At 61.4% G+C, this 22011-nt stretch carries 18 protein-coding genes; 7 read left to right on the top strand and 11 right to left on the bottom strand.

The genetic code is table 11. From position 1 onward, the window contains the following. Window positions 1-35: 35 nt before the first annotated feature. The 9 genes from PQQ86_RS25410 to PQQ86_RS25370 all read right to left on the bottom strand — a co-directional run bounded on the left by PQQ86_RS25410 (window position 36) and on the right by PQQ86_RS25370 (window position 11219). Window positions 36-1757: an FAD-dependent oxidoreductase gene (locus tag PQQ86_RS25410; RefSeq protein ID WP_408273195.1), complete on the bottom strand. Its 1722-nt coding sequence runs from the start codon at window positions 1755-1757 to the stop codon at window positions 36-38. 38 nt (window positions 1758-1795) lie between these two features. Then, window positions 1796-3289 carry an alginate export family protein gene (locus PQQ86_RS25405; RefSeq protein WP_408273192.1) on the bottom strand — a complete coding sequence of 498 codons (1494 nt, stop codon included), beginning with the start codon at window positions 3287-3289 and terminating at the stop codon, window positions 1796-1798. 10 nt (window positions 3290-3299) lie between these two features. Further along, window positions 3300-4256: a glyoxalase gene (locus PQQ86_RS25400; protein WP_408273190.1), complete on the bottom strand. Its 957-nt coding sequence runs from the start codon at window positions 4254-4256 to the stop codon at window positions 3300-3302. 163 nt (window positions 4257-4419) lie between these two features. Next, the gene (locus PQQ86_RS25395; protein WP_408233588.1) at window positions 4420-4671 is read right to left on the bottom strand and encodes a DUF1427 family protein; all 252 of its coding nucleotides are present in this window, start codon (window positions 4669-4671) and stop codon (window positions 4420-4422) included. 27 nt (window positions 4672-4698) lie between these two features. Further along, entirely contained in the window at window positions 4699-5340 is a 642-nt protein-coding gene (locus PQQ86_RS25390; RefSeq protein WP_408233591.1) for an HD domain-containing protein, read from the bottom strand. 196 nt (window positions 5341-5536) lie between these two features. After that, the gene (locus tag PQQ86_RS25385; RefSeq protein WP_408233594.1) at window positions 5537-7006 is read right to left on the bottom strand and encodes a mechanosensitive ion channel domain-containing protein; all 1470 of its coding nucleotides are present in this window, start codon (window positions 7004-7006) and stop codon (window positions 5537-5539) included. Between the two features lie 39 nt (window positions 7007-7045). Then, complete coding sequence (locus tag PQQ86_RS25380) at window positions 7046-8914, bottom strand: amidohydrolase (RefSeq protein WP_408233597.1); 1869 nt, start codon at window positions 8912-8914, stop codon at window positions 7046-7048. A gap of 254 nt (window positions 8915-9168) precedes the next feature. Then, window positions 9169-9858 (bottom strand): hydrolase, encoded by a 690-nt coding sequence (locus PQQ86_RS25375; protein WP_408233600.1) that lies wholly within the window; start codon window positions 9856-9858, stop codon window positions 9169-9171. A gap of 428 nt (window positions 9859-10286) precedes the next feature. Next, window positions 10287-11219 (bottom strand): LysR family transcriptional regulator, encoded by a 933-nt coding sequence (locus PQQ86_RS25370; protein WP_408273184.1) that lies wholly within the window; start codon window positions 11217-11219, stop codon window positions 10287-10289. A 192-nt stretch (window positions 11220-11411) separates the two neighbouring features. Between PQQ86_RS25370 and PQQ86_RS25365 the strand changes: the two genes are divergently transcribed. From PQQ86_RS25365 to PQQ86_RS25340, 6 genes are all read left to right on the top strand, one after another. After that, on the top strand, window positions 11412-12560 hold the full coding sequence (locus PQQ86_RS25365) for an FAD binding domain-containing protein (protein ID WP_408273181.1): 1149 nt from the start codon (window positions 11412-11414) through the stop codon (window positions 12558-12560). Window positions 12561-12596: 36 nt separating this feature from the next. Continuing rightward, window positions 12597-13811, top strand: coding sequence for an MFS transporter (locus PQQ86_RS25360; protein WP_408233609.1), 1215 nt, complete (start codon window positions 12597-12599; stop codon window positions 13809-13811). 199 nt (window positions 13812-14010) lie between these two features. Continuing rightward, window positions 14011-15300 (top strand): c-type cytochrome, encoded by a 1290-nt coding sequence (locus PQQ86_RS25355; RefSeq protein WP_408273178.1) that lies wholly within the window; start codon window positions 14011-14013, stop codon window positions 15298-15300. Beyond that, on the top strand, window positions 15297-15809 hold the full coding sequence (locus tag PQQ86_RS25350) for a (2Fe-2S)-binding protein (protein WP_408233615.1): 513 nt from the start codon (window positions 15297-15299) through the stop codon (window positions 15807-15809). The genes PQQ86_RS25355 and PQQ86_RS25350 overlap by 4 nt, the downstream gene beginning before the upstream one ends. Beyond that, the gene (locus tag PQQ86_RS25345; protein ID WP_408273175.1) at window positions 15806-18070 is read left to right on the top strand and encodes a xanthine dehydrogenase family protein molybdopterin-binding subunit; all 2265 of its coding nucleotides are present in this window, start codon (window positions 15806-15808) and stop codon (window positions 18068-18070) included. Before PQQ86_RS25350 ends, PQQ86_RS25345 begins: the two co-directional genes overlap by 4 nt. Window positions 18071-18147: 77 nt before the next feature. After that, window positions 18148-18942, top strand: coding sequence for an SDR family NAD(P)-dependent oxidoreductase (locus tag PQQ86_RS25340; RefSeq protein ID WP_408233621.1), 795 nt, complete (start codon window positions 18148-18150; stop codon window positions 18940-18942). A 415-nt stretch (window positions 18943-19357) separates the two neighbouring features. Here the strand turns inward: PQQ86_RS25340 and PQQ86_RS25335 are convergent, their stop codons facing one another. Beyond that, complete coding sequence (locus PQQ86_RS25335) at window positions 19358-20242, bottom strand: lipid A biosynthesis lauroyl acyltransferase (protein WP_408233624.1); 885 nt, start codon at window positions 20240-20242, stop codon at window positions 19358-19360. A 553-nt stretch (window positions 20243-20795) separates the two neighbouring features. On the opposite strand from PQQ86_RS25335, the gene PQQ86_RS25330 reads away from it, so the two are divergent. Beyond that, on the top strand, window positions 20796-20999 hold the full coding sequence (locus PQQ86_RS25330) for a hypothetical protein (protein WP_408233627.1): 204 nt from the start codon (window positions 20796-20798) through the stop codon (window positions 20997-20999). A gap of 16 nt (window positions 21000-21015) precedes the next feature. Here the strand turns inward: PQQ86_RS25330 and PQQ86_RS25325 are convergent, their stop codons facing one another. Then, complete coding sequence (locus PQQ86_RS25325; RefSeq protein ID WP_408273172.1) at window positions 21016-21912, bottom strand: alpha/beta fold hydrolase; 897 nt, start codon at window positions 21910-21912, stop codon at window positions 21016-21018. Window positions 21913-22011 lie beyond the last annotated feature (99 nt).

The raw sequence follows: 22011 nt of genomic DNA, 5'->3' as shown, positions 1-22011 counted from the left end.
TCATCGAGCAGCGCCTTCCGGCGAGAAGGACGTGCCTAAGCGGTTGCCGCCGTCAACTGGCTCAGGTACGCATGGATCTGACCGACCACGGCCGCGCCGTCGCCCACCGCCGCGGCCACCCGTTTCGCGGACTCCGAACGCACATCGCCGACTGCAAACATGCCCGGCATGCTGGTTTCGAGCGGATACCGCTCGCCTGCTTCAGACAGCCCATGTTCACTGCGGGCAAAACCCGTGACGACAAACCCTCTATTGTCGAGCTCCACGCCGCTCGATTCGAGCCAATCGGTTTTCGGGTCCGCACCGACAAAGAGAAACAGATGACGCGTCTCGATCACTTCGTCTACGTCCTCGTCTTCACGCCGGATATGAAGGTGAGTGAGTCCGGCTTCGTCGCCATCGAGCGAACGCAGCGTGCAGCGCGTGCACAGCGTGACGTTAGGCAAGGAGCCAATCCGGTCGATCAGGTATTTCGACATGCTGGCCTCGAGGTCCTTGCCACGAATCAGCACGCGGATGCTGCGCGCGAAATTGGCAAGAAACACCACCGCCTGGCCGGCGGAGTTGCCCCCGCCTATCAACACGATGTCCTGCCCTTTCACCAGCTTGGCTTCGATCGTCGACGCCCAGTAGTACGTGCCACGTCCGTCGAAGCGATCGAAGCCGTCCACCGTCGGCTTCCGATAAGCGGCGCCGCTCGCGACCACGACCGTGCGGGCGCTGATGCGCTGCCCATCGAGCAGCGACAGCAGAAAGATGTCTCCACCACGCCTCACATCCGTGACCTTGCCGGGAATCGCCAGATGCGCGCCGAACTTCAGCGCCTGCTGGAACGCCCGTGCGGCGAGTGCCTGGCCCGAAATGCCGGTGGGAAAGCCCAGATAGTTCTCGATCCGCGAGCTGGCGCCGGCCTGGCCACCCGGCGCGCGCTGATCGAATACGGCAACCGACAAACCTTCCGTGGCGGCGTACACGGAAGCCGCCAGCCCGGCAGGCCCGGCGCCGACGATTGCGACGTCATAGACGTGCGACGGCTCGAAGGTCGGCACGAGTCCAAGGTACGATGCGAGCTGGACCTCGTCCGGCGCGCGCAGCACGTTGCCGTTCGGGCAGAAAACGAGCGGAAAGTCGTCGGGGCCGGTGGTCATGCCGCCCAGCAGCGTGATCGCCTCGGGATCGCTACGCGCGTCGATCACCATCGCCGGGTAGGCATTGCGGCGCAGAAAACCCTGCAACCCGATCAGCCGCGAGCAGTCGCCATCACCCACGATGATCGGCCCGAGTCCCTGCTCGATCAGTCCGAGCCGCCGCAGGATCAGGGCGCGCATGATGTGTTCGCCAAGTTGTGCATCGGCCACGATCAACGCCCGCAGCCTCTCCGGCTCGATCACGAGCGTCTCGACATCGGTCAGTGCGACGCCGTCGATCAATGCCGGTTTGCCGGAGAGCTGCGCCATCTCGGCCATGAAGTGTCCGTCTTCATGTTCCGTGACGAGCGTCGAGCGGCCGAAACTGTCACGCGAATAGATTCTCACGCGCCCACGCAGCAACACGAACAGGCCGAGTGCAACGTGCCCCGTTTCGAAGATCAGTTCGCCGGCCTTGAACGACATCGGCCGGGCAAAACGCCGCAAACTTTGAATCTCCGCGGCTGACAGGCGGGGAAACATCTGGTGCCGACGATACTCCAGCGAGGAGTTCGGTGTATCGAGTTCCGACAGTGTCGTCGCGTCGGCGGATAAATCTGGAGTGCTCATAACATGGCCTCATCTGGCACGGTTGGCAAATAGCGCTTCTACCAGCCGAATTTGAGTTCCGCGCCGACGTAGTCGGAATTGCGGGCGCCCAGGTCGCGCAGCGACGGTCCGACCTGAAAATGCACGGCTTCGAGCGCCGCGGCGAGATTCGCGGCGACGGCCCAGTCAGCGCGAACCTGCGTATAGAACCCCGTCCAGCTACTGCCGTGTCCCGCCGTGCCCGGCACGACTGCCGAGCCTTGCTGGTAGACGGCGTCAGCGGTGGTCTCGCGCCATTGCAACCCCACGCCGGCCAGCAGAGTCAGCTTGCTGTTCGGTTTAAGGACGAGCGATGGCTTGACGTGAACCAGGTTCGAGTAGCCGGTATAGCCGGCCAGCGAGAAGTAGTAACCGTTCGGGAACAGCGGATTGAACGTACCGACGCGGCCGTCGCCCGGATGGCTATCACCCGACGCGGCGTCGACCTGGATGCCGAGCCTGGGTGTCCATGGCACGGATGTCAGCGTGTAGCCGGCGAGCGAGCCCACCGCCCACGCGCCGATCGTCTTGCTGCCAACGTGCCCTGACTGAACCATCCCCTCGACGTCCCAGTCGATATGGTTGACGTTGCCGGAATAACGCGCATCGAATACGTCGCGATGTTCGTCGCCCACCGCGTCGAGAAAGTGCGCGTTGCTGCGGTTGTAGCGCGAGTAGTACGCGGACAGGTCGCCGGGCCCGACGCCCTTGCGCTCCACGCGCACGCCGCTGAATGTCAGATCGCGATTCGAGACGTCGTCGAAATCCGAATTGTCGCGATACTGAACCGGCTGCGTCGCATAGGCGATCCAGCGCCACGGACCGGTCTCATAGTCGGCCCAGAGCGCGTCGAATGCCTGACGCACGTTCGGGCCGTCGCGAACCGAGACGAAGCGCTGCAAGTCGAACGCCATTTCCTGCCGGCCGACGCGGAACTTGAAGGTGCCGGGCCCAAGCGGTTCGGTAATCGCGACAAACGCCTGGCGCAAATCCAGCGGATTCTTGTCGACCGGCGTGACGTTGTCCTTGCCGTAGGGGCGCGCGTCTTCGAATTGCGTGAAGATCTGCACGTGGGGGCCGAGGTGGACATCCGCATGAACGTCCAGACGTTGCAGCAGATACGTGTCGTCATGCCCCGAGCCTAGACCGAACAGCGGCGCGTCGTTCATCTCCAGGCGCTCGCGAAGCACCACGCCGAGTGAGATGTACGCGTCGGGATTGCCGAATAGCGGAATGTATTTCAGCGAATCGAACGGCCGTTTCGGCACGCAAGGATTGGCCAATACTCCCCAGTTTTCCTGCCAGCGGTTGAACATGATTGCAGGCCGCGCACACGACGCGGCCGCGGCGGCGTTGGCCTTGGCGGTATCGTCAGCCCCGCCGAGCGCGGTATCCGCCGCTGAAGCCGGCAGCGCGGCCGCGAGACCCGTGCTGATCAGCAAGGCACGGGCCGCGCGTAGTGCGAAAACACGCGGCGCGCGCTTGCGCGCCTTCGGTGATCTCAACGGCTTCATGACGTTTGCGTCACTTGCCATCGTGCACTTCAGCAATGTACCGGCCCGGGAATTCGAGCATGGCGGTCGTACCTGTTGCGCTGTGGTACTGCGGGTAGAGCACCTTCGCGCCGGCCGCTTGTGCGCGCTCGACCGTCTGGGCGACATCTTCCACCTCATAGCCGGTCGTTTCGGTGCCGAACGGGACCGGCAGCTTGCCGTCCGTGACGAATACGACCATACGGCCGAAGCCCGAGTTGATGCGAATCACACGGATCGTCTCACCCGGCCGGCCGATCACGCCGGCATCAGCACGCGGATTGTCCGACACCACCTTGCCGTGCGAGAAGCGCACCCACCGGCGAACGAAGTTGTCCGCTTCGTAGCGCGACACGTACACGCGGTTGTCCGGCACGAGCTTCAACGGGGCATAGTTCGGCGCCTTGGTATGCCAATAGAGCTGCATCGTCACGCCGCCCGGCCATTGAATGATCGCGTCCTTGCCGATCGGATCGTCGAACGGATCGACAACGATGTCGGCACCGGCCGCACGCGCGGCTTTCACCGCCTTATCGATATCGGTGACCAGATACCCGGTTCGCTCGTTGCCGAACGGATACGGAATCGCCGTTTCGAAGCCGAACACCGAGAGCATGCCGACCGGCGTTTGCACATACTGCGACGCGGTCTTGCTCGGCGTGGGCGTTACCGTAAAAACCGCACGTGGAGATGCCTTGCCGCCGAAGGTCGCGAGAAAGCTGTTGACGAACGCGTCGAGATCGGCCGAAGCCACATAAACGTGAGTCGTGTCGTACTGCGCGCCGACCGATACGTCGGGATATTTGCCGGCGAAGGCGGCTTTTCCGTTGGACACCTCCGGCGGCCCGGCATCGGCGAATGCGGATATGGATGCAACCGATGTCAATCCAATCAGTATCGCCGCGCAGAGAGACGCGAGTGAACGGGGCTGATGAAGCGACTTGAACATAGTGTTATCCAAAGGTGTTAGCAATGTCTGAATGGTCTGCCTCTGGTCGAGGCGGTGTGTGTTGTCTGCCGAGCATTGGCGCAGCCCGCAATCGGCGCTGGGACGGTGTCCTCGTCGATTCACGAACGATCTTCAACCAGCCGGAAGACATACGCCTGTCGCGTCAGCCGCCCTGCTTCGTCGCGCCCGGCGCGGCCGTCTTTTTCGCTTCGGGGCCGGTCGCCGGCCCAGCAACCTGAACCGCCGTCGTCTGCGCAAAAAACTGCGCTTTGACAACCGGGATGGCGTGCTCGCCCAACACCATGCCGAGCAGCCCAGCCAGCGCAATCAGCGGCGGCGCCGGCGACTGCACCTTGAGTAACCAATAGAGAAGTCCGATACCGAAGCCGACTCCCAGAGAAATGATGTAGCCCATGTTATTCGTCCTTTCCAGAAACACGCTTCAATTCGACCATTCGGACCCGAGCACCAGTCCGCAAAAATTCAAGCGGCGATAGTTCGGATCCCACCGGTCCAGTACATCGGCATTCACCGTTCCGAACGTCGTCTCCGGACGATGCTCCATGCCACGCGCATAGGCTTCGATGATCTTCTTCTTGAAACCTGATTCGCGTGGAAAAGCCTGCACGATTTCGTCACACTGCTGGACGGTGAATTCATCGTGGCGGGCGCCCCGAACATCCATCTGCACGCCGGCGCTGACCAGCGCGACCAGTGGCGACATATGCTCGGGAATGCCCGGTGTCGTATGCAACGCGATCGCTGCCCATACTTCGTCGATCAAACGATCGACGACGACGTGCTGCCGCAGAAAATCGCGCGCGGCATTCGCCCCGTCCACCTCGAACCGGTACGGCGAGCGCTGATACTTTACGTTCAGCCCGACGTTGTGAAACATTGCAGCGACATAAAGCAGCTCAGCGTTGAACGTCAGTTTCTCGCGATGTCCGGTCAGCGCACCGAACAGAAATGCTCTGAGCGAATGATGAAACATCAACTCTGACTCCGTGCCGCGGATCCAGTCGGTCGCCGCTTGAGCCATTGCACCGTCGGGAAGCTCAATGCCGGCAATAGTTTTTTTCATCTCAACTCCTCCGTGTCGCCCCCTACGCCCGGCGCGCCTCTACACGTATGCCGGACCGGTACCACAGCCAGGCGACGCTTAGGACCGTTCGACGTCCAGGGAACCCCTGTACATTGCAGCGTATCGAATTAAATCCATTAAGACTTTGGCGAATCCTTAAAAACACTTAATCGACGCGGTACGTCTACGAATCCACTCAAAGCGACAATGCATGGATGCGCCGCACGCCGTCGCGAATCCATTGCAGAAAGCCGCCGGCGTTCTGCTCCACATTACTCGGCGCTGCAAGGACCATTTCTTCGGTTGCATGGTGTTCCGACAGCAACCGGCACATTTCCTTCGCCACCTCGGGGCGCTGCTCGAGAACGGGCGTCAAGGCGCTCTTGTCCAGCCGGAACACGGTGGCGCGAGTCAGCGCACGCACCACGACAGCGGTCCGGATGCCGGCGAGAACGCCCGACTGGCCGATCGAATCGCCCGGCGCGAGCCTTCTCAGTTCAACCTCGCCGCCGTCCTTCGGCACGATCACTTTCGCGACGCCCTGCGCCAGAATATGAAGCTCGTGGCCGCCCTCATCCGCCGCGGCATAGATGATGTCGTCGACATCGAACTCATGCTTCGTCAGTTGCGCTACCAGGTGCGATATCTCGTCACCTTCCAGCGTGTGGAAGATCAGCACGTTGCGCAGCAAGCGATGTTTCTCGTCCGTTGCGTCGAGAATCGGCTCGGGCACCGATAGCGGCCGCAATACGACGCCGCGTGAGAGCAGATGGCGGTGCGCGAGATCGAACAGATCGTTGCGCACGCCGATCTTTTTGCTCAAAGCGTCGACGTAGCAGACGATCTCGTACTCGATCGCGTCGTTCGTAGCGCGGCGCACGCTGACAAGCGGTTTGGGATCGATCAGCACGTCCCCGGAACTGGCGGCGGCATTGACGAGCGCCTCAAGGACGAGCCCAGGCCGGATCGACGGGTTGACCGGCAGCACGATGCTGATCCCATGCGTATGCGACGGCTCATTGGCGTTGACGATATTGGTGCGCGCCGCCACGCTGTTCGGAATCACGACGATATTGCCCTGACCGTTCAGCAGGCTCGTCGCGCGCCAGTTGCTTTCAACGACTTTGCCTTCCACTTCGCCGATCGTCACCCAGTCGCCGATTTGAAACGGCTCCGTTGCGTTCAGGACGACGCCTGAGAACACATCGTTGAGTGTGCTCTGGATCGCAAGGCCGAGCACGATCGCGAGCGCGCCGGACGTGGCGAGCAGTCCTTTCACGGGCAGTTCCAGCACGAACGCGATCGCCCCCACCGCGGCGGCCATAAACACGAGCGCACCGAGCACGTCCTGAAACAGACGCTCCCGGTGCCACGTCTCGGGCAACACCACGCGATCGAGCAGAATGATCACGAGGCGTGCACCTTGCAGCCACCACACCACCTCAAGCAGTTGCGCGAGCAGATGGCGCAGCGGCTCATCCGGCCAGGGCGCTGCGCGTAGCGGATTCATCCCCGAACGGAACAGCACGTAACTCGACAGACCGAACATGAGCGCACGTAAGACGAGGCGCCCCTGATCGCTCTTGCGGTCCATGAAGCGCCAGGCGAGGAAGTCGAGGACCAGAATGCCCAGGCCAAACAGCACACCGTCGGTCAGGGTCGGCATCTTGCTCCTCGCTCGCGTGGTGGCACGAACCCGTGGTTATCAAAAGGCGAAACAGCTACATCCCAAGGCGCCCCAGAACCCGTTCGAGTCGCTGACCGGTACGTTTTTACGCCACGCCCAGCCGTGGGCGTGGGCATGCACGCCGCATAGGTTCACGCAGCCATCCACACAAGCCACCGCTGTCGGCTTGTAACGGCTGTAGCCACCGAATTCCGCCACCGGCGACCACGACGGGCTGACCGGAAGATCGGGCGGTCCGAGCGGCGCGAATTCATCGTCGGCGTACACGACCTTGCCACCCACCACCGTCATCGCCGAGGTCAGGAATTTGATGCGGCTTTCGTCGACAGTGAAGTAGTCCTCGCTGAGTACCGCGAAGTCCGCGAACTGACCGGGCACGAGCGCGCCTTTGCGGTCGTCCTCGTTCGAGAACCAGGCACTGCCTACCGTGTAGCGGCGCAACGCTTCCATCCGGTCCAGACGGTTCTCGCTGGAATACATGGCCGTGCCGCCGACCGTTTTACCCGACACCATCCAGTAAAGCGATACGAACGGGTTGAAGCTCGCGACGCGCGTGGCGTCCGTACCCGCGCCAACGGGCAATCCGGCATCGAGCATATGGCGAATCGGCGGGGTGCGCTTGACGGCCTCTTCACCATATCGCTGGATGAAGTACTCGCCCTGAAAGGCCATCCGGTGCTGGATCGCGATGCCGCCGCCGAGCGCGCGCACCCGCTCGATGTTCTTCTGCGTGATGGTCTCGCAATGGTCGAAGAACCAGCGCAGCCCGTTGAACGGGATCTCGGCGTTCACGCGCTCGAAGACGTTCAGGAACCGCTCGATCGATTCGTTGTACGTGGCGTGAAGCCGGAACGGCCAGCGGTTCGCCACCAGCAGTTTGACGACCGCCTCCAGTTCGTCTTCCAACGTATCCGGCAGGTCCGGGCGCGGCTCGAGAAAATCTTCAAAGTCCGCTGCCGAGAACACCAGCATTTCACCGGCGCCATTGACGCGCAGGAAATCGTCGCCGTCGCCGGGTTGGGTCATCTTCACCCACTTCGCGAAATCTTCGATTTCCTTTTTCGCGTTTTGCGTGAACAGGTTGTACGCGATACGCACGCTCAGTTCGTTGCGCTTCGCAAGATCCATGATGACCGCGTAGTCATCCGGATAGGCCTGGTAGCCGCCGCCCGCGTCGATCGCGCTCGTCACGCCGAGGCGATTCAGTTCTCGCATGAAATGCAGCGTGGAATTGCGCTGATCTTCCGGAGCGAGCTTCGGCCCTTTGGCGAGCGTCGCGTACAGGAGGCCGGCGTTCGGCCGCGCAATCAGCATGCCGGTCGGGTTGCCGCGCTTATCGCGCTGGATCTCGCCGCCGGGGGGATTAGGTGTGTCTTTGGTGTAACCGACCGCGCGCAGCGCCGCTGCGTTCAGGAGCGCGCTGTCGTACAGATGCAAAATGAACACCGGCGTGTCCGGCGCAATCGCGTTGACTTCTTCGAGCGTCGGCCCACGGCGCTCGGCGAACTGGAATTCATTCCAGCCACCCACCACACGCACCCATTGCGGCGCCGGCGTGCGCGCCACCTGCTTCTTCAGCATGTCGAGCGCATCCGCGAGCGACGGCACGCCGTCCCAACGCAACTCCATGTTGAAGTTCAGCCCGCCTCGGATGATGTGCAGGTGGGAATCGTTCAGACCGGGGATGACCGTGCGGCCCTTGAGGTCGATCTGCCGCGTCGTGTCGTTCACGTGACGCATCACGACCTCGCGAGATCCCGACGCGATGACGCGGCCGTTCGCGACGGCAAGCGCATCGGCGAATGAACGCTTGTCGTCTTGCGTAGCGATCTTGCCGTTGAAGAACACGACCTCGGCCGGTGTTGGCTGGGGGGTATTGGAATTCATGGTGATCCTCATAGGGAGCGCTCCGCCCTCAAGATGCGGAGCCTTTCCGGGGAAGCGGGCGCTCGACGCGATTGCTTCCATGAAGCATTCGGAAACGGGCTGCAACCGGCATGCGGAACAGGATACCGATGCACTGCCCTCGAATCCCGCCGCATCCACCGGCACATTCGTGCCGGTGGATGCTCAATAGATCCGGGCCGGGCGCGACCCGCACAGTGTTCGAGTCGCGCCGCCGGAAGACGTAATGCGACTGCTTACTTCTTTGCGGGCACGGGTGCCAGAACCTCGTGCGTCCCCGTCGTGCGTTGGGGAGCCTTGTGCACCATCGTGTAGGCATAGTCCACGCCCATCCCGTACGCACCCGAATGCTCTTTGGCAATCGCCATGACTTCGTTGTAAGTCTCTTTGTGCGCCCAATCGCGTTGCCATTCGAGCAGCACCTGTTGCCAGGTCATCGGGACCACGCCGGCCTGAATCATGCGCTGCATCGCATAATCATGCGCATCCTTCGACGTGCCGCCCGACGCGTCGGCGACCATATAGATTTCATAGTCACCTTCGGCCATGGCGCACAGCGCAAACGTGTTGTTGCAAACCTCGGTCCACAGACCCGCCACCACCACCTTTTTCCGGCCATTGGCAGCCAGCGAGTCACGAACCTTCTGGTCGTCCCACGAATTCATGGACGAGCGTTCGAGCACTTTGTGGTCCGGAAACACGTCCAGCAACTCGGGGTACGTGTATCCCGAGAAACTTTCGGATTCGACTGTCGTAATCGTAGTAGGAATGTTAAACGTCCGCGCTGCCTTCGCGAGTCCTACTACGTTGTTCTTAAGTACCTGACGGTCGATGGACTGAACCCCAAAAGCCATTTGCGGCTGTTGGTCGATGAAGATGATCTGCGAATTTGCAGGCGTCAGGACTTCGAGTTTCGGATTTGCCATGGCTTTGTACGTCCTAAAGAATTTGTGAACACGGGAAGACATGTCGCACTCGCTTCAAGTGCGAGAAAAACTGAAATCCATTCTATCGACGGCTTTCTAAAGAATCCTTCCCGGGAACCTTAATAGTTCTTAAAAAAGACTTTCAACAAGGGAAGCCCCGGCTAATCCCACTTTGGCCCTCGCCGCCGCCCGCTCAGAACATTTCATATTTTCTGCAGGACTTTATGTGCGCTGCATTCCTACACTCCAACCAGTCGTAGTCGTGAACGCACGTTGTACCCATCGATACAGTCAAAGGGACTCGCTATGAAAGAAGCACTTAAAGCAGCAGCGCATCGCGCGGCGCCGTTGACGACACCGCCCCGTCTGACTGAAGAAGCAACACCAGACTGCAGCGCATTCTCCACAACGACGCGGATTTCGTGACTTCAGCCTTCGGGTGAAGTGTGAAGCCGTGCTTCGAGAAACTGAACGAGCGAGCGCACTTTGCTGGAATGACGGCGATTGGGCAGATAGGCGGCATAGATGACTGCATCACCTTGATGAGGAGTCGCATCGAAGTTCTCGAGGAGACGCATCAGGCGTCCCGCGCGAATCTCGGCGCCGACCAGCCATTCGGGCAGCAAGGCGATGCCGCGTCCCGCGATCACTGCCTCGAGCAGGATGTCGAGACTGTTCGACAACAGATGGCCGCGCACCTCGACGCGCTGTTCGACACGCTGTTCGATATTTTCCTGGCGGAAAGTCCAGACCTGGCGAGGGCGGTAGCCGCCGCCGTACGCGACACGAAGGCACTCGTGGGCTTCGAGCGCTTGCGGTGTTTGAGGCGTGCCACTGCGTTCAAGGTAGTCGTGGCTTGCCACGATGTAGCGCGAATTGTTCGCCAGCTTTCTGACGATCAGGTTGGCGTCACGATCGGGCAGGCCGATCCGGATCGCGACGTCGATCCGGTCGAGCGCGAGATCGACAAAGTGATCGGCCACGACGACGTCGAGAAACAGGCGCGGATTGTCGGAAAGGAACGCCGCAAGATGCGGCGCGAGCCGCAAACGGCTGTAGGTGGACGGTACCGAAATTCTGAGCGAGCCGACCGGCGATGCGCCGCTGTCGAAGACGCTCTCGTCCGCCTCGGCCAGGTCGTCGAGCACCTTGCCGACCTGTTCGACGTACGCAATGCCGGCGTCCGTGAGGCTGACCTTTCTCGGCGTGCGGGTCAGCAACGCGGTACCGAGGGAGGCCTCCAGCGAGTCCATCAGACGCGTAACCGACGACGTGGCCACCCCGAGACGTTGTGCGGCCTTCGAAAAGCCGCCGGCGTCAGCCACTTCCAGCAACGTATTCAGGGCGAGGATTTTGTCCATGTACGGTCTCATCGACTGTTTGGTTGCGAACGACGCAACGCCAGGTTGCATTTTAGACCTATTCTATAAATTCAACGCAACACATAAGCTGCATCCGTTACCTAATCAGGGGTGCAACATGCACGCCATTCAGGTCGAGTTCAGCCACGGCTTCACTTGTCCGTGGCGTTCCGCAGGGCAAAGGAACGCAGCATGAGATCGCTTGAGAAACCCCGCGCGGTCGTAATCGGCGGATCACTTGGCGGGCTGCTCTCGGCCACCACCTTGCGGGCGGCCGGCTGGCAGGTTGACGTGTTCGAAACATCGCCGAATGAGCTGGAAAGCCGTGGCGGCGGCGTCGTGCTTCAGCCGGACGTGCTGGATGCGCTCCATTTTGCCGGCGTTCCATTGCCGAACCCTCCTGGCGTGGCATCAGGCGAGCGCATCTATCTGGACCTCGAAGACAACATCGCCGAACGACTGTATATGCCGCAGATGCAAACATCGTGGAGCCTGCTGTACCGCGCCATGAAAAATGCGCTGCCTGCGGCGGCCATCCACGCGGGCGAGACCTTTGTCGACTTCCGCATGGAAGGCGAGCAGATCGTCGCGCAGTTCGAAAGCGGCCGCAGCGAGCAGGCGGATTTACTGATCGGCGCCGACGGCATACGGTCCACCCTCAGGCGGCGCCTGCTTCCCGAGATCCTGCCGGTCTACGCGGGCTACGTGGCATGGCGCGGACTCGTCGAAGAACCCGATCTGCCGCGGCATGCAGCGGACATGCTGCGCGACCGGTTCACGTTTCAGGACGGTAGTGGCCACTCCGCTCTCGCCTACCTGATTCCGGGCGAGGACGATTCGACCGCGGTCGGCGCGCGCCGCTGGAACTGGGTGTGGTACCGCAAATACAGCCGCGAAAAACTCGACGAGCTGCTGGTTGACCGCCTCGGCGTTGCGCGCGCGTTCTCCTTGCCGCCGGGCACGACCAAAAGCGCCGACGTCGCACAACTGCGGGACGACGCCCACGCGCTGCTCGCGCCGACCTTTCGCGCCCTCGCCGACGCCACCGATGATCCGTTCATGCAACCCATCGTCGACCTGCGCTCGCCGAAGATGGTCTTCGGCCGGGCGATATTGCTCGGCGACGCCGCATCGGTTCCGCGTCCACACACGGCGGGCAGCACAGCGAAGGCGGCGGCCAATGCCCATTCTTTGGCGCTTGCGTTGTCATCGACATGGCACAGCGGCGCAACGATCGATGCAGCCCTCCATCGTTGGGAGACCCAACAGTTGCAACGCGGCAGGCTGATGACCGATCTGGGCATTTCGCTCGGCAATCGCGTGATGAACATCGCCCGCTGAGTCCGTATTTTCCGTTCTTTACTTCAAGGAGTTGTCATGTCAACCCAGGCATCCACCACGGCGGGCGGCACAGGCCACGTCAAAATGACGCGTAGTCTGATCGCGTTGTTCGCGTTCTGCTGCGGCACTATCGTCGCGAATCTGTACTACGCGCAACCGATCACCGAACTGATCGCACCGGACATTCACATGTCCGGCAATACCGCCAGCATGATCGTTTCACTCACGCAGATCGGCTACGCATTCGGCCTGTTTTTCCTCGTGCCGCTCGGCGACCTGCTGGAGAACCGCAAGCTGATGATCACCACAGCCCTGGTGTCGATCGTAAGTCTCGGCGCCGCGGCTTTCGCTCATCAACCCGGCTGGTTCCTCGCGATCTCGCTGCTGGTGGGATTCAGCTCCGTGGCCGTGCAGATTCTGATCCCGCTCGCCGCGCATCTCGCGCCGGACGAGTCGCGCGGCAAGGTGGTCGGCACCATCATGAGCGGCCTGCTGCTCGGCATTCTGCTGTCGCGTCCGATCTCCAGCCTGGTGGCCGGGCACTTCGGCTGGCGTGCGGTGTTCGGTTCAGCGGCGGTGCTGATGGCGATCGTCACCACCGTGCTGGCGCTGACTATTCCGCCGCGCCAACCGGACCACAAGGCCACCTACTTTGAACTGATCGGCTCGCTCGGCCACCTGGTCCGCACGATGCCTGTTCTACGTCACCGCTCGTTCTATCAGGGGCTGATGTTCGCTTCGTTCAGTCTCTTCTGGACCGCGATCCCGGTGGAGTTGACGCGGCATTACGGACTCTCGCAAACCGCCATCGCCATCTTCGCGCTAGTCGGTGCGATCGGCGCAACCTCGGCGCCGGTGGCCGGACATCTGGCCGATGCGGGTCACACCGTGCGCGCAACACTGATTGCACTCGTGGTGGGCGCCCTCGCTTACATGCCGGCGTTGATCCATCCGGCATGGGGTGTGTTCGGCCTCGTCGCGACCGGCATCATCCTCGATTTCGCCGTGCAGATGAACATGGTGCTCGGCCAACGCGAAATCTATGCGTTGCATGCGGCAAGCAGAAACCGGCTGAACGCGCTGTATATGACCAGCATCTTCGTCGGTGGTGCTTTCGGTTCGGCGCTCGCGAGCCCGCTCTACGAACACGGTGGCTGGCCGCTGGTCGCCGGTGCCGCCACGGCCTTCCCGCTCATTGCGCTGGCGCACTACCTCGCGATCGGCCGTCCGCACGCCGCCAGCATCGCTTGACTGCCTCCTCGCTCAGACACCCGGACGGCGCGCCGTGTGCGTGTTGTCCGCATGTTGTGCGGTTAACAAGATTTCAGCGCAGCTTCAGGAAATTCCGTGACGTTGACGATACGCTGATCAACATAGTCCTCTATCCGAGTGACGCACGGCTTAACGCTTGTGCATTCCTTGATCCAGAATTTCTCCGACAGGTGCATGAATGACTCGCAAGTCTAGATTGCTGACGTTAGGCGGCGTGGTCATCGTGGCCGCGCTGGTCGTCGTCGCATTGCTGGTGTGGAAACCCGCCATCGCACCGATCAGCCCGCCAGCGGCGGCGTCGTTCGACGCGCAGACAAAGCTCGCCGGCGCGCGCGTCGTGGCGCTCGGCGACTGTATCGTGTGTCACACCGCGAAGGGCGGCAAACCGTTCGCGGGGGGCCTGCCGCTCGCCACCCCGTTCGGCACCATCTACGCGACCAACCTCACGCCGGATGTCGAAACCGGCATCGGCAGCTGGTCGCTCGAAGCATTCACGCGAGCGGTGCGCCACGGCGTCTCGCGCGACGGCCACCTGCTCTATCCCGCGTTTCCTTATATTCACTTCACGCGCATGTCCGATGGCGACATTTCGGCCGCCTACGCGTACCTGATGACGCGCGAGCCGGTCAAAGCGAGTGCGCCTGCGAACGACCTGATCTTCCCGTTGAACTTCCGGCCGTTGCTGGCCTTCTGGAACATCTTGTTCCTGCACCCCGGCGAGCGGGCCGCGGATGCCTCGAAAGATGCCGCGTGGAATCGCGGCAAGCTGCTGGTGGACGGCCTCGGTCACTGCGCCTCGTGTCATTCGCCGCTCAATGCGATTGGCGGTGAAAAGCTGGGACATGCATTCGACGGCGGCATCGTCGACGGCTGGGAAGCCCCTCCGCTGAACGCGCTCAGCGCGGCGCCGAAGCCCTGGACCCAGGAGCAGCTCGTCACGTATCTGCGCAGCGGCCGCGCCAGCGAACACGGCGCCGCGGCCGGCCCGATGCTGCCCGTCACGCGTGACCTCGCTACGGTGCCCGAAGAGGACGTGCAGGCGATTGCCACTTACATCCTGTCGATTCAGAAAGCGCGACCGGCCATCGTGGACGCCGCTGCCGAGGGCGCCGATCACGCCGATGCGTCGCCTGCGGCGCAACGCGGCGCGATCCTGTTCGGCGCATCGTGCGCGCAGTGCCACGGCCCCGCCGCGCCGATGCAGTCGATCGGCGAGCGCCCCACGCTGGCGTTCAGCACCGCCGTCAATGCAACAGCACCACGCAACGCCGCCCAGATGATTCTCAGCGGCAATGGCTGGCACGGCGAGGACAGCATGAACTACATGCCGTCCTTCAGCGAAATCTACAGTGACCAGCAGATCGCCGACCTGGTGTCCTATATCCGCGCGACCTATTCGCAGCGTGGCGAGTGGAAGGACGTCGAGGAAACGGTGGTCAAAGTCAGAAAGGAGAATGACGCGCGATGATCAACCTTACCGTCAATGGCATGCAGCACGCGCTGGATATCGATCCGTCCACGCCACTGCTTTACGCACTGCGCAACGACCTGCACCTGCACGGCGCCAAGTTCGGCTGCGGTCTTGGACAATGCGGCGCGTGCACGGTGATCGTGGGCGACAAGGCCGCATTTTCCTGCCTGATTCCTGTGTCGTCGATCGGCAGCCGCCCCGTGCGCACGATCGAAAGTCTCGGCACCGTCGAGCATCCCGGCCCGCTGCAGAAATCGTTCGTCGAACATCAGGCCGCGCAGTGCGGCTATTGCATCGCCGGCATGATCATGCGCGCCCAGGCCCTGCTCGAGCGCAACCCGCGGCCGACCGAGAATGAACTGCGCGAACACATGGAACCGAATCTTTGTCGTTGCGGCACCCACATGCGCATCCTCGCCGCGATCCGCGAAGTCGCCCACCTACCCGCACCCGACGCCACGCCCACCCCGCCTCAAGGCGCGCTGACCCATGGAGGCACGCAATGAGCGTCAAAGAAGACGATATCAATGAGGGACGCCGCCGCTTCATGATGTCCGGCGCGCTCGTGGTGAGCTTCAGTCTGTTCCCCGGCGTCAAGGTCATGGCGCAGGAGGTGATCGCGGACGAAGGCGCTGCGGTACACGTGGCCAAAGCGACCGAAACGCTCGCGGGCAGTTTGAAGACCAATCCGTTCCTCGATGCATGGATCAAGATCGATCCCGCGGGCAAGGTGACCGTCTACACCGGCAAGGTGGAATTAGGCACCGGCGTGCGCACTGCGCTGCTGCAGATCGCAGCCGAAGAACTGAACATGGCGCCCTCGCTGATCACGTTTTTGACCGCCGATACGGGCGCCTCGCCGGACGAGGGACTCACGGCGGGCAGCCACACCATTGTCGACAGCGGCACTGCCTTGCTGAACGCGTCTGCCCAGGTGCGCGGCCTGCTCGTCGATGCGGCGGCCAAACACTTCGGCGTCGAGAGCAGCGTACTGAAAGTTCAGGACGCGGTCATCAAGGCGCCCGACGGCCGCACGATGACTTACGGTCAGGCGGTCGGCGCGGTGGATCTCCACCGCATGGCTACGCCGGTGTCGCCATTGAAAGACCCAGCCAGGTTCGTGACGATCGGCACATCATTGCCGCGCCTCGACATCCCGGGCAAGGTGACAGGCGGCCCGAGCTATGTGCAGGACATGTCGATGCCGGGCATGCTGCATGCCCGGGTGGTGCTGCCGCCGGTCTATGCTGCGAAGTTGCTGCAGACCAATACGCCCGACATTCTGAAGATGCCGGGCGTTGTCAAGGTGATCAGGGACGGTAGCATGCTGGCGGTGGTCGCCAAAGGCGAATGGCAGGCGGTGCAGGCGCAACGCGCGCTGGCCGCGGGAAGTCGGTGGAGCGCCGGACGCACGTTGCCCAACCCGGCTGCCGTACATCGCGATCTGAAGACGATTTCCACGCAACACATCGAGATTGCGAACACGCACAATGCAGCCGGCGCGCCCGTCAAAACGCTGAGCGCGAAGTACACCAAGCACTACATGCTGCACGGTTCGATCGGGCCATCCTGCTCGGTCGCGCAGTTCAAGGACGGCACCATGACGGTCTGGACGCACTCGCAAGGCGTCTATCCGCTACGCGATGCGCTCGCGGAAATGCTGTCGCTGCCGAAAGAGAATGTGCGCTGCGTTCACGTCGAAGGATCGGGCTGCTATGGGCACAATGGCGCGGACGACGTAGCATCGCACGCCGCCTTGATCGCCCGTGAGATGGTGGGCCAGCCGGTTCGCGTTCAATGGATGCGCGAACAGGAACATACCTGGGATCACTTCACACCCGCGATGGTCACCGAAGTGAGCGCATCGCTCGACGCGAGCGGCGGTATCGTCAATTGGGACTATGCTCTGTGGAGCAGCTCGCACAACGAACGGATCGTCAACGCGGGCCGGCTCCTTCCCGCGCAAATGCTTGAGAAGCCGTTCGTGCCGGCGCCGTCGGTGCCGATGGTGCAGCCCGAAGGCGGCGGCGACCGGAACGCGATTCCGCTGTACGCGTTCCCCAACATGCACGTGATGAACAACTTCTCGCCGACCATGCCGTTGCAAACGTCGGCGATGCGCTCACTCGGCGCGCACATGAACGTCTTCACGATCGAGACGTTCATGGACGAGTTGGCCGCCGCGGCCGGCGCCGACCCCGTCGCGTTCCGGCTCAAGCATATGCAGGATCCGCGCGCGCGCGACGTGATCCGGCTCGCGGCCGAAAAATTCGGCTGGCCGCGTGCGCCACGCAAGGCCAATCACGGTGTCGGCTTTGCGTTCGGCAAGTACAAAAACCTGATGTCGTATGTGGCGATGGCCGTGGAGATATCCGTGGTGCCCGAGACGGGTCAGGTAATTCTCGAACACGCCGAAGTAGCGGTTGACGCGGGGCAGATCGTCAGCCCCGACGGCATCCGCAACCAGATCGAGGGCGGCCTGATTCAATCCACCAGTTGGACACTTTATGAACAATTGCAATTCGACACAGCGAGAATCCGCAGCTTCGACTGGAGCAGCTACCCGATCCTGCGATATTCCGCGGTGCCGCGCAGTTTGAACGTGCATCTGATCAATCGGCCGGGCTTGCCGTTTCTCGGGGCTGCAGAAGCGTCGATGGGTCCGACCGCCGGCGCGCTCGGCAACGCGTTGTTCGATGCGACCGGAAAGCGCTTGCGCGACATGCCCCTGGGTGGCGATAACCTGCGCCGTCTGATCGACGTATAAAGAATCCGCACGGCGCAGCTTGCACAAGGTGGCGCTGCGTCGCGGATATCAGTAACGTTTCTACAAGGAGCAAGCCAGTGATCATCGATCTATCGGGCAAGACCGCCATTGTGAGCGCGTCCACCGCAGGCATCGGCCTCGCGATCGCTACGGGGATCGCGGCGGCAGGCGCGAACACCATTGTCAATGGCCGCAAACAGGAAGCGGTGGACCGCGCCATCGACACTATTCTTAAGACTGTTCCCACGCCTAAGCTACGCGGTTTCGCCGGCGACCTCAGCACGCCCGAGGGCTGCGACGCGTTGTCGAAAGCCGTACCGCAAGCGGACATCCTCGTGAACAACCTGGGCGTGTACGGCCCCGGCGACGTTTTCACCACCACCGACGACGACTGGGCGCGCTATTTCCAGGTCAACGTGATGTCCGGCGTAAGGCTGACGCGCGGCTACCTCAAAGGGATGATGGAACGCAAGTGGGGGCGCGTGGTGTTCATCTCGTCGGAGTCGGCACTGAACATTCCCCCCGATATGCTCGCGTACGGTTTCTCGAAGACCGCGCAATTGAGCATCGCGCGCGGCATCGCCAAACAGGCCGCCGGCACGGGCGTGACGGTGAACGCCGTGCTGCCGGGTCCCACTTTGTCGGACGGCTTTCGGGCGATGGTGGAAGAGACGGCGAAGGCACAAGGCAAAACGATCGAACAGGTCGGCATCGATTTCGTGCGCTCGCACCGCCGCAGTTCGATCATCCAGCGGCCGGCAACCACTGAGGAAATTGCGAACATGGTCGTGTACGTGTGCTCGCCGCAAGCTTCGGCGACCACTGGCGCGGCGCTGCGGGTGGACGGCGGCGTGGTGGATACGATTGCGTGACCGGTTGGCGGGTACGCACTACAGAAGTGGTTCGACGAAAACACTATGACTATGAATAGCAAAAAGAATATTGCCACTGTGTTCGTGGCAGCCCTCTTCACCGGTCAAGGCTTTGCGCAGGGACTCGCTGACAACACCGCACAGAATGGCTCCGATGCGGCTAACCGTCCACCCGTCGCTCACCAGGGTACCGGTGCTTCTGCGTCTGGCACCAGCAGGCCTCGCATGTTGCATGCCAATGCAAAGAAAAAGAGCAACCCCGATACAAAGCCCAAGCCAAAACTTAAACCAGACTATCCGTGCCAAAATCTTCACGTTAAGCCGATGAATTGCCCAACCAGATAGCAAGGCGCACCCTCTTCCTGTTCGAACGGCCTGGCTCGCCGTTAGCCGTTCGCCGAGTTGGCAGAAGTCGTTAGTAGAAGCCCTTCTCCCCTTCCGGTCGGGTCTTGAAGCGCTTGTGCACCCAGTAGTACTGCTCTGGAATATGCGGAATTTCCGCTTCGAGCCACTCGTTCATACGGCGCGCGTCGGCATGGTCATCGCCGCTCGGATAGTTGTCCCATGGCTTGAAAACCTTGACGCGATACCCTCGGTAGCCCGGCAGCACTTCGCCGATAAACGGCACCACTCGCGCATTACCGGTCCGGGCAAGACGGCCGGTCGCCGTTAGTGTGCAGGCCGGCACGCCAAAGAACGATACGAACGTGGAGTTACGCTTGCCGTAGTCCATGTCCGCGCCGAGCATCACGGGCTTGCGGTCTCGCAGCCAGCGCAACACAATCCGCGCGCTGTCGGCACGGCTTGCCATGTGCGAGCCGAAACGCCCGCGCTGCTCAATTGCCACCTTATCCAGCAGCGGATTGGAGATCGGCTGATACAACGCGCCACATTGCCGCTGCAACGCGTAGTTGATAAAAATCGAGCCTGCCTCGATACCGACAAAATGCGCGCCCAACAATAGCGTCGGCGGCATATCGGGGTCGAGCAGGTCGATTTCGCTGTCGATCTGCACCAGCTTTTCGAGCTTTTTCGCCGACCCGAACCATTGAACACTCCGTTCAACGTAGCTGCGAATGACATGGCGGAAATGCAGCCCCGCGACTTCATTGCGACGGACTGCGTCCCATTGCGGAAAGCACAGGCGCAAATTGGTGTGGACGACCCGCTTGCGCCTGCTCGGAATCTGGTACAGGAGCCAGCCAAGGCCGTCGCCAAAGCGGGCAACAAGGCCGTATGGGAGGATTGCCAGGAATTTCAGGAACCCGATAGCAAGCTGGGTGCTCAGACGCGTAAGCATGAGGGTATTCGCAACAAGCCGGTTGATTGCCGTAGCCCACACAAAGTACATGGGTCCTTCGACATCGCAGCCTTGATGTCGGGGATAGATTCGATCGGCTCTCGCTCTCTTCAAGCTGTGACGCTTCCAGAGAGTTATCACGCCGCGTGATGCGGCAACGAAAGACTCGACGGTCAGGTCCGTCAAGCATTGGAAAGCCCGCGATTCGCGTTTTCGATTCAAGTAAGAGCGTAGGCTAACGCTTCTTTAAAGTCCTTTCCCAGAACTAAAACCTTCTTAAAGCGACAGCGCGGTGGAAAGCCAGAACGTCAGTTCTTGCCGGGTGCCGAGCCGGATTGAGCGCGCGGTTAGAAACGGGTGCGAATGCCCGCGGTCACGCGTGTGAAGTCACCGCCGATATCGATGGCATGATCAACTTGTTGTCCATAAAACGAATGATTTGAATGCAATCGTTTAGATCAGGCCACTCAGGGGTATCCGCTAGTCCTCGCCATGACTAGAATAAAAAAGTGCGTTGAACCAACGCTCTTCATCTCAAGCGGAGACGATCATCATGAAGGTCACTGCGTTTTTCACGGTCGTGGTTTCAAGCATTTCCCTTTTTACGCCAGCCTTTGCCAGTGAGCATATGCATGTGAATCACGACCACGAACACACCCGCTATCAACCGGCCCATGCGGACCCAGGAAGTACGGATAAAAATGCACCGGCGCCGGCGCCACAAGACAACAATCAGATCGTGCCGGGCAGCAAGTAAGACCGACCGCTTCGCACTAGCGAGCGTAGCGAAGCAGGAAATCCCGTAGCGGCAGATTCACGATATCCGCATGCGTCAAATTCGGCGTGTGTCCCGCCTGGTCGACCAGCACAAGATCCTTGCAGTTCGGCAACCGGGCGGCGAGCGCCTCTGCGCAGTCAGGGCTGATGGCGGCGTCGTCGCATCCATGGAACACGATCGACGTATGCGTAATCTCGGCAAGACGCGGCGTGATGTCGTCTCTGGAGACAAGGGCATTGACCGGGTGTTCGAAGTGATCCGCGCTGGCATTCATCCATTTCTGGATCCATGCCGATGCCGCGAACTCGGGACCGAACAGAAACACCGACAGATTCTGCGCGACATTTTTCGCGCCATTGCGCGCCCATTCTGCTTTCAGCTCTTCGAAAGACTTCTTGACCGCTTCGGAGTCGGTGTCGCTTCTTGTCGATATCAGGGCGATCGCCCGAAAGCGGTCCGGCTCCAGCAACGCCGCACGCATCGATATGAATCCACCTTGAGACATGCCGACAAGCGATGCCGAGGCAACCTCCAGATGATCGAGCAAGGCGATCAGATCTTGTGCGGAGTCCCAGTAGCTGAACGCCCGGGTTGTGGCTCCGGTTGCACCAAACCCTCGCTGATCCCACACGACGCAACGGAACTCATTGCGGAGCTCCGCGATGTTCGGCTGGAACATGTCGCCGTCCATCAGGAAGCCATGGCTGAAGACAACGACTGGCGCCCCAGAATCGCCGAACTCATCGTATGCGAAGCGTATCCCTTCTCGCTCAAAAAACGGCATGCCTATCCCTACTTTCGAATAACACGGTGGATTCAATATAAGCTGACCTCCGCCGGAACACCTGACCGAAAGAGCCGATTGCTTGTCAAATCGTCCTGACTTTCTCAAGCCTCCATGCATGTCAGAACACGTTTCTACCCATTGACTGCACTCCTGACTTTTGATTAAGTATCGTCTATGCGATCTGTCAATCGACCGGCTTACCGC

It is taken from the genome of Paraburkholderia sediminicola, assembly GCF_046026675.1.
GTDB classification, from domain to species: domain Bacteria; phylum Pseudomonadota; class Gammaproteobacteria; order Burkholderiales; family Burkholderiaceae; genus Paraburkholderia; species Paraburkholderia sediminicola_F.
Note: the sequence above shows the minus strand (reverse complement) of the source record. Positions and strands in the feature narration are given on the sequence as shown.

Bases quoted from the DNA above. Each gene is read 5' to 3' on its own strand.
- PQQ86_RS25410 (WP_408273195.1), bottom strand. From the start codon at position 1,757: ATGAGCACTCCAGATTTATCCGCCGACGCGACGACACTGTCGGAACTC.
- PQQ86_RS25405 (WP_408273192.1), bottom strand. From the start codon at position 3,289: ATGAAGCCGTTGAGATCACCGAAGGCGCGCAAGCGCGCGCCGCGTGTT.
- PQQ86_RS25400 (WP_408273190.1), bottom strand. From the start codon at position 4,256: ATGTTCAAGTCGCTTCATCAGCCCCGTTCACTCGCGTCTCTCTGCGCG.
- PQQ86_RS25395 (WP_408233588.1), bottom strand. From the start codon at position 4,671: ATGGGCTACATCATTTCTCTGGGAGTCGGCTTCGGTATCGGACTTCTC.
- PQQ86_RS25390 (WP_408233591.1), bottom strand. From the start codon at position 5,340: ATGAAAAAAACTATTGCCGGCATTGAGCTTCCCGACGGTGCAATGGCT.
- PQQ86_RS25385 (WP_408233594.1), bottom strand. From the start codon at position 7,006: ATGCCGACCCTGACCGACGGTGTGCTGTTTGGCCTGGGCATTCTGGTC.
- PQQ86_RS25380 (WP_408233597.1), bottom strand. From the start codon at position 8,914: ATGAATTCCAATACCCCCCAGCCAACACCGGCCGAGGTCGTGTTCTTC.
- PQQ86_RS25375 (WP_408233600.1), bottom strand. From the start codon at position 9,858: ATGGCAAATCCGAAACTCGAAGTCCTGACGCCTGCAAATTCGCAGATC.
- PQQ86_RS25370 (WP_408273184.1), bottom strand. From the start codon at position 11,219: ATGGACAAAATCCTCGCCCTGAATACGTTGCTGGAAGTGGCTGACGCC.
- PQQ86_RS25365 (WP_408273181.1), top strand. From the start codon at position 11,412: ATGAGATCGCTTGAGAAACCCCGCGCGGTCGTAATCGGCGGATCACTT.
- PQQ86_RS25360 (WP_408233609.1), top strand. From the start codon at position 12,597: ATGTCAACCCAGGCATCCACCACGGCGGGCGGCACAGGCCACGTCAAA.
- PQQ86_RS25355 (WP_408273178.1), top strand. From the start codon at position 14,011: ATGACTCGCAAGTCTAGATTGCTGACGTTAGGCGGCGTGGTCATCGTG.
- PQQ86_RS25350 (WP_408233615.1), top strand. From the start codon at position 15,297: ATGATCAACCTTACCGTCAATGGCATGCAGCACGCGCTGGATATCGAT.
- PQQ86_RS25345 (WP_408273175.1), top strand. From the start codon at position 15,806: ATGAGCGTCAAAGAAGACGATATCAATGAGGGACGCCGCCGCTTCATG.
- PQQ86_RS25335 (WP_408233624.1), bottom strand. From the start codon at position 20,242: ATGCTTACGCGTCTGAGCACCCAGCTTGCTATCGGGTTCCTGAAATTC.
- PQQ86_RS25330 (WP_408233627.1), top strand. From the start codon at position 20,796: ATGAAGGTCACTGCGTTTTTCACGGTCGTGGTTTCAAGCATTTCCCTT.